Origin of the sequence: Abyssibacter sp. (assembly GCF_964229365.1) — a bacterium.
Lineage (GTDB): Bacteria > Pseudomonadota > Gammaproteobacteria > Nevskiales > OUC007 > Abyssibacter.
This window is the reverse complement of the sequence record NZ_CAXRDQ010000045.1, coordinates 23,573-34,349: the sequence shown is the minus strand read 5'-3', so window position 1 is coordinate 34,349 and position 10,777 is coordinate 23,573. Positions and strand designations below refer to the sequence as shown.

Genomic DNA, 10,777 nt, shown 5'->3' with positions numbered 1-10,777 from the left:
CAGTGATCCTGTAGTAAATCACATGAGACCCTTGCTGGAATTTTCGGTAGCCCTGCAGCACGTCCTCACATTCCGTACCAATAGCCGGGTTCTTAGCCAACAGCATGAAGGCTTCATCTAACTGCTGCAGGTAATGGTTTCTTTGTGCACGGCCCCATTTCCGAGTGGTATGCCGTCCAATTTCCAGCAAGTCCTGTCGAGCCTTTCCGGAGAGTCTGAATGGCTTACTCGGCACCTGTTTCGCCATCAAGTTCGGCGATCACTGAATCCATCGAGTAGGGCACAAAGCCACTTCTCTCGCCTTCCTGAAGTGCCGAACGAAGCGCTTTCTGCTTCGCCTCCCGGTCCTCCAGCAATCGAAGTCCGGCCCTCACTACCTCACTGGCTGAACCAAACCTGCCGTCAGCAAGCTGTCGTGAAATGAAGTCGTCGAAGTGGTTGCCCAAGGTTATGCTGGTGTTCCGAGCCATCGTGCACCGCGATGAAGTACCAATAAGTACCAGTGATCGTACGCGCCCATAATAAATCGCTCAACGCGGACGTCGGCTTCGCCGCCGCGCCGGTTAGATCAAGCGTTGGGCGTCACCTGAGCGGTCGAAATGGGGCAGAACCCATCTGGACGCGGTAGAGAACGTGGAGTTTCGGGCGGCGTCGCGTAGAGTCGAGCGCCTATAAAACGTTCGCCCGTCAACACTCTCGTGATCTGGATCAAACGCATAACGCTCGCACTTGTCGCCGTAGCGGTGCTCGCCCTGGTCGGCGTCTACCTCCGATCGGAGTATGTCCTCAGAAAAACCTACGAGGTTCCGCTCAGGACCCTCGCGGCCTCGGCAGACTCGGTGTCCGTGGCGGTGGGCCGACGGCTGGCGAAGACGCACGGGTGTGTGTCGTGCCATGGGCAAGCCCTAGAGGGAGCCGTGTTTGTGGACGATCCCATGCTCGGTTACTTCGTCGCGGGCAACCTGACGGGCCCGGTGTTGGAACAATCGGACAGTGAGTTGGAGCGGATGATTCGGCAGGGCGTACATACGGATGGCCGTAGCGCACTCGGTATGCCGTCCGCCGAATACCAGCACCTGAGCGACCATGACCTTGGCGCCATACTCGCGTATCTCCGAAGCCTACCTCCGGTCGATGGACCAACGACAGAAATCAGCCTCGGGCCGTTGGCCCGCGTCGGTCTTGCGATAGGAATGTTCTCACCGCAAAGAAACGACATCTCCGTCGGCACGCCGCCGCCTGTCTATCGGCCCACCGAGCGTGGCGCACTTGGGGAGTATCTCGCTATGACCACTTGCTCAGGCTGTCACGGTCAGAGTCTCATGGGTAGCATCGCGGATGGGGCGCCAGACCTAACCATTGCGGCGGGCTATTCCGCCGCTGCGTTCGCGCAACTCCTCCGAACGGGCGAAGGCTTGGGTGGGCGCGATCTCGGCATCATGTCGGAGGCCTCACGCGAGCGTTTCGTTTATTTCACCGAGGCCGAAGTGGACGCATTGCAGGCCTTCCTAAAGGATCGCGTGGAAGCACAGAGTGAGGGCAGTAAAACAGCCCCTCTGTAAGCTCTATCGAGCGGGCGCAGGTCCACATCGCCCTGCAACACAGTCGCCTATCGTATGTTACGGCGGGCTTCGAACTCGCTGCCCTTTTTTGCTGCCGCAATAACCGGCGTCGCCTCGCATGCGTCCGGATTGAGGTCCAGCGCTCCGCGCTGTGAGCGGCCGAGGGTTGCCCTGCGGCCGCGAACCGGTCAGCGGGATTCGGCCACAGTGGAGGTTGATGCCGCCGTGCTGCGGCTCGCCGCGGTACGAAATTGCATGGCGCCGTCGTCGATGCGGCTGAGCTTGGTCGCCGCAAGATCCAGCACGTAGTTCTGATGTACCCGCCAAGGGGCCTGGGTGCCCTGCAATGGCATCACGTTCTTCGCGCGCTGGATGTAGCCCGAGTCCAGGTCCACCATCAGTTCGGGTTCGACGCTGGCGTCACGTTCGGGCACGCAGGCCGTCTCGCCGCGCCTGGACATGCGATTGAGCAGCCGGCAGACGTATTGAGCGGTGAGGTCGCATTTGAGCGTCCACGATGCGTTGGTGTAGCCGAAGGCGAAGGCGAAGTTCGGTACGCCATCGAGCATCATGCCCTTGTAGATCAGTTTTTCAGCCGTGCTCACGGCCTCGCCATCCACACTCAGCGCCGCACCACCGAATAGCTGGATCACCAGCCCGGTCGCGGTGACCACGACATCGGCATCAATGTGCTCGCCGGAACGGGTCTTGATGCCGGACGGCGTGAATTGCTCGATATGGTCGGTGACGATGGATGCCTTGCCCTTGCGCAGGGCGCGAAACAGGTCGCCGCCTGGCGCGATGCACAGCCGCTGGTCCCAGGGCTTGTAGCTCGGGTTGAAGTGCGTGTTGGCGTCGACGTCGTCGCCCAGCTGCTTCTGGGCGAAATGCAGGATCTTGGAGCGGGTGTCGTCCGGCCTACGCCGTGCGTACTGGTAGAAATACATGCTGAGGAAGATGTTCTTCCAGCGCGTCAGGGAGCCGGCCGTGCGCCTGGGCAGCACACGCCGCAGCTTGCCGGCCACCGCATCAACCCGCGGCAGGTTGACGACGAAGCTTGGCGAGCGTTGCAACATGGTCACGTGCTCGGCCTGGCCCACGAGCGAGGGGATGAGCGTGATCGCGGTCGCGCCGCTGCCGATCACAACGACGCGCTTGCCGGTCAGGTCGAGATCCGCCGGCCAATGCTGCGGATGAACCATCTGCCCTGCAAAGTCGTCGACCTGCGGAAACTCGGGCGTGTAGCCAGCGGTGTAGTCGTAATAGCCCGAGCAGGCGTAGAGAAAATCGCAGGTCCAGGTGGTGGTCGTGTCCGCGGTTTCGCAGGTAACGGTCCAGCGCGATGCCTCGGAGCACCAATCTGCTGCGGTCACACGGTGGCCGAAGCGAATGTTGCGGTCGATGCCGTATTTGCTGGCCGTGGTCTGGATGTAGCTGCGGATGGCTTCGCCGTCTGCAATGCTGACATCGCTGTCCCAGGGCTCAAACGGAAAGCCCAGCGTGCTCATGTCGGAGTCGGAGCGAATGCCGGGATAGCGAAACAGGTCCCAGGTGCCGCCGATGGCGGCGCGGGCCTCAACGATGGCGTAGGACTTGTCAGGGCACTCGGTCTGCAGACGATAGGCGGCGTCGATACCCGACAGGCCGGCCCCCACAATCAGCACATCTACATGCTGCGTGTTCACGGGCGATGCGCCTTCAAATGCCATTGGACTGCTCCACCTGAGCTTGCGCCGGAGCTTTCTTGTGAGGGTAGCGTCGCAGAACCAGCGCCTGATAACCGGAGCCGAGCAGGCGCGCCAGCTTGTCGATTGCACGCGCGTCGGGGCCCACGACCACACGCCGCGCGTCGCGTTTTACGGCATCGAGAATAATCTGGGCCGCGCGTTCCGGGGTCGTGGTCTGAATCATTTTCTCGGCGCGGCGCTTATGGGAGTCCAGCGAAACGCCGGTGAGTTTTTCGACGCTGCTGTCGATGCGGCTGGACTGATTGATGCCGGTCGCCACACCACCGGGGTGCACGCAGGTCGCGCTCACGGGCGCGCCTTCCATGTCCAGCTCCATGCGCAGGGTTTCGGTGTAGCCGCGCACGGCGAACTTCGCCGCGCAGTAGGTCGCCTGGGTAGGCATGCCAATCAACCCGAACAAGCTGGAAACATTGACGATGTGGCCTTCGCCGGAAGCTCGCAGATGCGGCAGAAACGCCTGCGTGCCATGCACCACACCCCAGAAGTTGATGTTCATCAGCCAGTGGAAATCTTCCAGCGAGGCGGTTTCGGCCGCCGCCGCGTGGGCGACACCGGCATTGTTGAATAGCAGGTTGACCCGGCCATGCTGCTGAACCACGTCGTCGGCCCAGGCGTAGACCGCATCACGGTCCGCCACATCGAGACTGGTCGTGGTCACGCGGGCACCCGCGGCTTCGGCCAGCTTGGCCGTCTCGGCCAGGTTGTCGCCGTTGATATCGCTTATCGCAAGATCACAACCCGCCTGTGCCAGGTTCAGCGCCAATGCACGGCCGATGCCGGAGCCGGCGCCCGTGATGGCCGCAACCTTGTTCTTGAACTGTTTCATCGAAAGCCCGCTATGTGATGACGACTGTCGTCACTTTACTTCTGAGGACGGGTGTCGTCAAATGTAGGGATGAACGGAACCGCCCGACCGCGCCGTGTATACGGCGGACAAAGTCATGAAGATCGGATGGCCGAACGACGCGCGGCGTTTCTTGAAGCCGGCTTCGAATTGATCGGCACCGAGGGGTATCGCGCGGCCACGGTGCGGGCCGTCTGCAAGCAGGCGGGGTACACCGACCGCTATTTCTATCAGCTATTCGGCAGCACCGAGGGCCTGCTTCTGGCGGTGTACACACAGGTCAGCGAGCGGTTGAAGCAGGCGCTGATCACCGCAATGGAATCGGCCGAACCGGCCATCGAGGCCCGTAGCGAGGCCGGTCTGGTGGCGTTCTTCCGGTTCATGCGTGACCCACGCAATGCGCGGATCATGATGTCGGAGATTCTCGGTGTCAGCGATGAAATCACCGCGCTGTACATGCGCACGGTGGTTGAGTTTGCCGATTTGCTGATGGCCGCAACGGCCCCACTGGCGCCGGCCATGGCGGAACCGCGCGAGGATGCCGCCATCTTCGGCCAGTCTCTGGTGGGCGCCGTGATCTACGCGGCGGGCTCCTGGGCCATGACCGGCTACCGGCAGCCGGAGGCCAGCGTGATCCGCAGTTGCCAGTCGATTCTGATCGGGGCGCTGAAGCAGCGCCTGGACGAGACGCGCTAGCGGCGCTGCAGCACGTCGAACTCGCGGTCGAGCTGCCAGTCGCGATCGGCCACCACGGCTTCGAGTGAGGCGATCCGCTCCCGCAACGCCTCGGCATCGTCATCCCGCCGACGGCCACCGCAGTTCCAGTCATTGATGCCAAGGTCGAACCGCTGATCCAGCCACATCATCAGCGTGATAAAACCACCCAAGGCCATGAACTTGATGATCAGTTCCACGTTTTCCACAGCGACTCTCCAGAGGATTTAGAGAGATAGTGCGCTGGGGCGGCCGATTTATTACAGCGACCGGCAGACTCGGCAATATTAGGGAAGCACTGATCTATTCACGCCACCAAGACGGAGCCCATGTCCGATCAGCAACTTGAGGCCATCCGCAGGCTGCTGCGCTGCATACCGAGCGGACGTGTCACCAGCTACGGCCGCCTGGCGGCCCGCGCCGGAATTCCGCGCGGTGCCCGCGTGGCGGTGGCGGCCCTGCGGCAGACGCCGGACGATCAGCCGCTACCGTGGCATCGCGTGCTGCGTGCCGATGGCCGGATCGCCTTTGCGGCGGATCACCCCCATTACGCCGAGCAGCTGCGCCGCCTGCGTGACGAGGGCGTGGTCGTCAGCGGCGGCCGCGTGGACCTCTCGCGCTTTGGTTGGGCCGAGGACTCCCCCGAGCTGTTGCTGCCCGCCGACGACTGAGCCTCATTGCATCCGCTCTACCGTGAGCGGCTGGGCGATGATCCACAGCCCGCCCACCGTCAGACACACCATCAGCCCTAGCAGCCAAAGCTGGCTGATCGCGGCATCGCGCCGCGAGGCGAACATGCGCATCGCAACCCGGTGCGAGATGACCACGCTGATGACGTGGCCCAGCAGGATGAGCGCGACCTGCGCGTGCCATACCAGGCTCATGTCCGGCAGGAAGGGAGCCCGCCATTTCAATGCCGTGCCAAACAGGTTCCAGCCCCAGCCAAAGGGATCGGAAACGAGGCTGAGGATCTTGAGCCCTTGTGTAAGCAGCAGCGTGGCGTAATGCGTCATGTGGTAGACGAGGGCGATCGGCAACAGCGGATAGGCGAAGGCCAGGGCCAGCTCACGCAGGGAGTGCCCGCTGCGGGTGGTGAGTTTCGCCGCGGCGATACAGGCCATATAGGCGCCGAAGTACAGAAAGGGTGACGCCAGCAGGCAGACGGTTTCCCAGCGGATATACCAGGATCTCGCCACGGCGATGTTCAGCAAGGGGCGGCCGCCAACCACCGCTTCGGCCCAGCCGGTGGGGTCGCTCCAGAACAGGCGAACCCACCACTGGGTGGCTCGCAGGCCATCGAAGGCCGTCGTCGACAACATGGCCATGATGAAGAGCACCGTGCTCAGGTGCCGCGGCCGGGCATCGACCAGCCCGGTGAGCGGGCGGCGTACGCGAAGCTGGCCGGGACGGATGTCCAGCGGCGCCATGCGGCCGAATAGCCGCAGGTAAACCGACAGGAACTCGCCGTGACGAAACCAGGCTCTCGTGCCCACCAGCCCGACGCCGACCAAGTTGATCGCGCTGTAGGCCAGCAGCACCCACGCCAGCTGCCTCGGCACACCGCGGCCGAACAGTTCCAGCCAGACGAAGCCGAGAAACAGGATGAGCGCCGGCCAGCAGCCCAGCCAGGCCGGGTAGCGGAGACGGCCGCGAGCATATGCGGGCCACCAGTCGCCGATGGCTCCGGTGATCACACGCCAGGGGTTCAGCACCGCATAGACATTGCCCGCCAGCGCCGTGAAATAGCTCAGACCGAGCAGGATCACGACCCAGAAGAAGGTCATCGAGAAATTGCGGTAGGGATCGCGGTTGCCAAACCAGGCGGTGGCAATGCACAGCAATAGCAGCAATGCACTGAACAGCTTGAGCAGCGGCAGGGCCCGGCGCAGCCCGCTCGCGTGCCACCGGGGGGTCAGATCCCGCGCGGTGGCCGCCGATGCACCCACCGGCCTGGCGACGAAGTACAGCACCAGCAGAAACGACACCAGCAGGGCCGCCGTGGCCCCCCAGGCATAAAGCCAGAACGGCACTGGCAGGTTGTACAGACGACCGAAACCATGCGCGGCTGCAACGCCGGGCAGGGCCAGCGCCGCCACCAGCCCGAGCCGGCCGGCAGCGCCCAGCGGTGCGGTCATGTCAGGGCTGCTGCCTCGCGTTGGCGGACGCTGCCTCCGTCTGCTCCCAGAGCTGGAGATAGGCCTCGGCCGAATTGAAAAGCGCCGTGATGGCGTCCTCGCCGCCCTCGAGGCGAATGCCTTCGACGATGTCGGCCACCAGCCCGTAGTTGGACATCCCCTCTTCGTCCATCATCCACTGCTTACCGCCGGGAATCGACAGCATGTCGACCTGCAGGGGCGCGATGCCCGCCTCGGCGAACTGTGGACCCCAACCCTCGCCGGAGAACAGCGTGAAGGGGTACTCGATGGGGTCGGAGCCAGCGCCGCGCGGGCCCGGCAATGTGCGCAAGCCATTGGCGTCGGCACCGTAGCCGACGGCCAGTGGGCGGGCCGTACCCGAGGCATCCCAGATCGGTTTGATCTGCTCGACGAAGTCGGCGAACCGGGCACCGTTGGGCAACGCCGGATAGATGATGCCGCCCTGGCGGATGATCTGCTCGGCCTGGGCATTGCTGATGCCGCCCTGACCGCCGTGACCCGACACCATCGGGTAATTCGGGGACAGTTCGGCACCCTTGTCCAGCATGTACTGCTTGCTCAGCAATTCGGCGTGGTCGATGTCGAGCACAAACCCCTTTTGCATGATCTTGTCGATGGCGTACTCGCCCAGCTCGGTCACGGTGCGGGCGTTGCACTGGCGGCCGGGCGGATAGACCGGGAGCTGACCCTGCGCCAGATCCATGATCAGCTGCGTGACCGGATCATTGAACTGGGTGATCGCACCGGTCTCCAGTTCGGCGCCCGCGTTGTAGAAGTAGCTGTCGCCTTCACCGCCGTCCGGGCAATCGTAGGTTTTCCAGAACCCGCGGGTGTCGAGAAAGCCAACGTAGTTCAGCACCGAACTGAAGATGCCGGTGCCGCCCAGGGCGCTGTCTACATCATGGAATGGGAACACCTGGCGGACACCCAGTTCCCAGGCTTCATCGATCTCGCGGTCGATGTCCTCGCGGGTGCAGTCGCTGTTCTCGCTGCCGTCCAGGTTGTACGTGAGCCGGCAGTGAAAGAGGTTGGAGAACTCCAGGCCAAGAATCACCGCCAGCTTGCCGTCGGCGATCACGTCGCGCGCCTCGGCCGGGCTGTAGACGATACGGAACCAGCCTTGCTCCGGACCGCCTTCCTGGGCATCGATGTAGTTTTCGATGTCGTAGAGAAAGCGCACCTGGTCGCTACCGGTTTCCATGTCCACGCACTCGGCGGTCTTGTCACCGTAGGTGGCCCGCGCCAGATTGCAGAGGGCCTCGATGGTCGTGCCGTGCACCACCATCACCCGCAGACCGGCCATGTAGGCACGTTCGACCCAGCGGTAGTACATCTGCTGATGCAGAAACGAGTCCTGCTTGGGCCAGTCGACAAAGGTCGGCCAGCCCTGGGTGTCGTGCATCTGCAAGGGATCGAAGTCGAGCAGGATGTTCTCGGCGCTAAGAATGCCGTTGGGCCCATGCGACAGCACGCAGTTTTCCAGCGCGACCGGTGCACCGAAGCGGTTGATCGCCTGCCCGTAAAGCACACCGGCGGCCGACGGACCGACATCGCCGCTGCCATCGGACAGCTCGGAGCCCATGCCCATGTGAGCATGGACTTCGGCCATGCCGATTACCGGTTGTCCGCTGGCCGGGCCCTTGAACGTGTGGCCCACCACATTGACCGGCATTTCCGGGTAGGGGGTGCAGCCGGTTGCCGGTTCGAAGCGCAGTTCGGCCGGTGTGTCGCCCAGCACCAGGGTGCCGGCATCGTCGACGCTGAGCGCGGCATCCAGCGTGGCTGCGGTGTACCGACCCGCGTCGCCGGCCAGGGTCCAGTCGGAGCCATCGGCGGGCGATGCATCAGCACTGATCGACGCGCCTTGCGCGGTCATCAGCTGCTCGTCGACCGTGTAGAACAGATAGCGGCTGAGATTGGCCGGCTTCATGAAGAAGTGTTCGGCCGAGGATGCGTCGGCACCACTGGCGACGAACGCCGCACCGTCGCGAACCACGTACTGATCGTTCGCGCGCAGGACATAGCAGCCGTTGGCCAGATCGAAACGCGAATCCGGAGGTTCGTCGATCGGCGTGGAGGCATTCGGTGCTGGCGACGAACCGCACCCGGCGAACCAGACGGCTGACAGCAAAATGCCCAACGGGCGGCGTGATATCCCCTGCATACGCGCTCCTGCGGTGGTCCGCAGATTGGATTGTCTCACCTGCGATCATGCCACCGGGGCTACGGCCGCGGAGTAGTAAAAGCGGCTCAGGCGACGGTGACCGACTCCAGCCCCAACAGGGCAGGCAGATCCGCCATGCGCTCGAACAGGTGATGCGCGCCAGCTGCCCGCAGCCGATTGGCCGGCACATCCGCGGTGTAGGCGAACACGGTCATGCCGGCGGCGACACCGGCCATGACGCCGGCCGCGGAATCCTCGATCACGGCGCAGCGCGCGGGATCGACCCCCATGGTCCGGGCGGCGAGTAGGTAGACATCCGGTGCCGGCTTGCTGTGCTCGACGTCATCGGCACTGAAGATCCGCCCCTCGAATCGGGGCCACAGGCCGGTCTTGCCCAGGGTGAGCTGCATCTTGGCGTACTCGCCGGCCGATGCCACGCAGCAGGGCACGGTGAGCTGGTCCAGCACGCTGATGACTCCGTCAACCGGCGTTACGCCCTCCAACAAGGCCTGACCGGCACGCCGCCGCAGCTCCGGAACAAAGTCCTCCGGCGCCGGCCGGCCCAGCTTGTCTTGAATGATGTCCAGACAGCGATCCATGGCCTGACCGACAAAGGTCTCGAACATGGCGTCGGTGGTCAGCGTGATCCCGAGCTCGCCGAGCATGTCGCAGAACACGCCAGCGGTGATGCGCTCGGAATCCACGAGTACGCCATCGCAGTCGAAGATCACCAGGTCGAAGTTCACTACCGCGCCACTTTCACGAACTTGAGCGTCATGCGATCGGATTCGCCGATGGCGGCGTAGCGGTCGCGATCCTGATCGCCGAGGGCGAAGGAGGGGGGCAGCGTCCAGACGCCCTTGGGATGATCGGTGTCGTCCTTGGGATTGGCGTTGATCTCGCTTTTCTGCGCCAGCTTGAAGCCGGCGTTGCGGGCGATGCGGATGACCTCGGCCTCGGTAATGTAGCCGGTGTGACCGGCCTTCAGTGCGGTCAGGTCGGCACCGGCCGGCGCCCGATGGTCCACGACACCGAGCACGCCGCCGGCCTTGAGCGCGTCATGGGCGGCGAGAAAGAAATCCATGACCTGATCGTCCCACCACAGGTTGTGAACGTTGCGGAATGTCAGCACGACATCGACGCTGCCGGCCTCCGCGAAGCCCCACTGGTCCACATCCGATGTGGAGACGATGGTCTTGCCGTAGCGCCCGGTGTCGCTCAGCTTGCCCAGCAGGGTGCCGTGCAAGCGCCGCCGGTAGCTGGGTGTGTCCGAGGGGCCGACCGAATAGGCGGCGGCGATGTACTGGCCGTCCTCGGCAAGAAAGGGCGCGAGAATTTCCGTCCAGTAGCCGGCTGAAGGCCAGAATTCGGCGACGGTGTCATCGGCCTCAATACCGAAAAAGCGCAGGACCTCGGCGGGATGCCGGGCAGCATCGCGGGCCACGTAGGCTTCCGTGCGCTCATCCGAGGCGACGGCATCGGACAGCGATGGCCCGGCGAAGGCGGCTCCGCTCGTGAGCAGGCTGACGGCTAACGCGGTGATTCTGTACATGGTGTGTCTCCCTGGACGTAATGGGTTGAGCGTAGTG

Annotated in this window: 12 protein-coding genes; 3 read left to right on the top strand and 9 right to left on the bottom strand. The window is 63.8% G+C overall.

Features of this window, described 5'->3' with window-relative positions; translation table 11 throughout:
- Window positions 1-247, bottom strand: a 247-nt coding sequence (locus ACE1EY_RS07700; protein ID WP_370299871.1) for a type II toxin-antitoxin system RelE/ParE family toxin, incomplete at its 3' end; no start/stop codon positions are given.
- Entirely contained in the window at window positions 225-470 is a 246-nt protein-coding gene (locus ACE1EY_RS07695) for a type II toxin-antitoxin system ParD family antitoxin (protein ID WP_370299870.1), read from the bottom strand. The genes ACE1EY_RS07700 and ACE1EY_RS07695, both read right to left, overlap by 23 nt.
- 228 nt (window positions 471-698) lie before the next feature.
- Between ACE1EY_RS07695 and ACE1EY_RS07690 the strand changes: the two genes are divergently transcribed.
- Window positions 699-1,562: a cytochrome c gene (locus ACE1EY_RS07690; protein WP_291515176.1), complete on the top strand. Its 864-nt coding sequence runs from the start codon at window positions 699-701 to the stop codon at window positions 1,560-1,562.
- 188 nt (window positions 1,563-1,750) lie between these two features.
- Here ACE1EY_RS07690 and ACE1EY_RS07685 read toward each other — a convergent pair whose 3' ends face one another.
- Both ACE1EY_RS07685 and ACE1EY_RS07680 read right to left on the bottom strand, forming a co-directional pair.
- Window positions 1,751-3,271, bottom strand: coding sequence for an NAD(P)/FAD-dependent oxidoreductase (locus ACE1EY_RS07685; protein ID WP_291515177.1), 1,521 nt, complete (start codon window positions 3,269-3,271; stop codon window positions 1,751-1,753).
- Window positions 3,261-4,136, bottom strand: a complete 876-nt coding sequence (locus ACE1EY_RS07680; protein ID WP_291515178.1) for an SDR family oxidoreductase — start codon at window positions 4,134-4,136, stop codon at window positions 3,261-3,263. Before ACE1EY_RS07680 ends, ACE1EY_RS07685 begins: the two co-directional genes overlap by 11 nt.
- A gap of 126 nt (window positions 4,137-4,262) precedes the next feature.
- Between ACE1EY_RS07680 and ACE1EY_RS07675 the strand changes: the two genes are divergently transcribed.
- The gene (locus tag ACE1EY_RS07675; RefSeq protein WP_291515179.1) at window positions 4,263-4,850 is read left to right on the top strand and encodes a TetR/AcrR family transcriptional regulator; all 588 of its coding nucleotides are present in this window, start codon (window positions 4,263-4,265) and stop codon (window positions 4,848-4,850) included.
- Here ACE1EY_RS07675 and ACE1EY_RS07670 read toward each other — a convergent pair.
- Entirely contained in the window at window positions 4,847-5,077 is a 231-nt protein-coding gene (locus ACE1EY_RS07670) for a hypothetical protein (RefSeq protein WP_291515180.1), read from the bottom strand. The two genes, ACE1EY_RS07675 and ACE1EY_RS07670, sit on opposite strands and share 4 nt — an antisense overlap.
- Before the next feature lie 120 nt (window positions 5,078-5,197).
- On the opposite strand from ACE1EY_RS07670, the gene ACE1EY_RS07665 reads away from it, so the two are divergent.
- The gene (locus ACE1EY_RS07665) at window positions 5,198-5,539 is read left to right on the top strand and encodes an MGMT family protein (protein ID WP_291515181.1); all 342 of its coding nucleotides are present in this window, start codon (window positions 5,198-5,200) and stop codon (window positions 5,537-5,539) included.
- 3 nt (window positions 5,540-5,542) lie between these two features.
- On the opposite strand, the gene ACE1EY_RS07660 is transcribed toward ACE1EY_RS07665, so the two are convergent.
- From ACE1EY_RS07660 to ACE1EY_RS07645, 4 genes are all read right to left on the bottom strand, one after another.
- Window positions 5,543-7,003, bottom strand: coding sequence for a hypothetical protein (locus ACE1EY_RS07660; RefSeq protein ID WP_291515182.1), 1,461 nt, complete (start codon window positions 7,001-7,003; stop codon window positions 5,543-5,545).
- A 1-nt stretch (window position 7,004) separates the two neighbouring features.
- Window positions 7,005-9,188: a hypothetical protein gene (locus ACE1EY_RS07655; RefSeq protein ID WP_370299869.1), complete on the bottom strand. Its 2,184-nt coding sequence runs from the start codon at window positions 9,186-9,188 to the stop codon at window positions 7,005-7,007.
- Window positions 9,189-9,274: 86 nt separating this feature from the next.
- On the bottom strand, window positions 9,275-9,934 hold the full coding sequence (locus tag ACE1EY_RS07650; protein WP_370299868.1) for an HAD family hydrolase: 660 nt from the start codon (window positions 9,932-9,934) through the stop codon (window positions 9,275-9,277).
- Window positions 9,934-10,740, bottom strand: coding sequence for a class I SAM-dependent methyltransferase (locus ACE1EY_RS07645; RefSeq protein WP_370299867.1), 807 nt, complete (start codon window positions 10,738-10,740; stop codon window positions 9,934-9,936). The genes ACE1EY_RS07650 and ACE1EY_RS07645 overlap by 1 nt, the downstream gene beginning before the upstream one ends.
- Window positions 10,741-10,777: the final 37 nt, after the last annotated feature.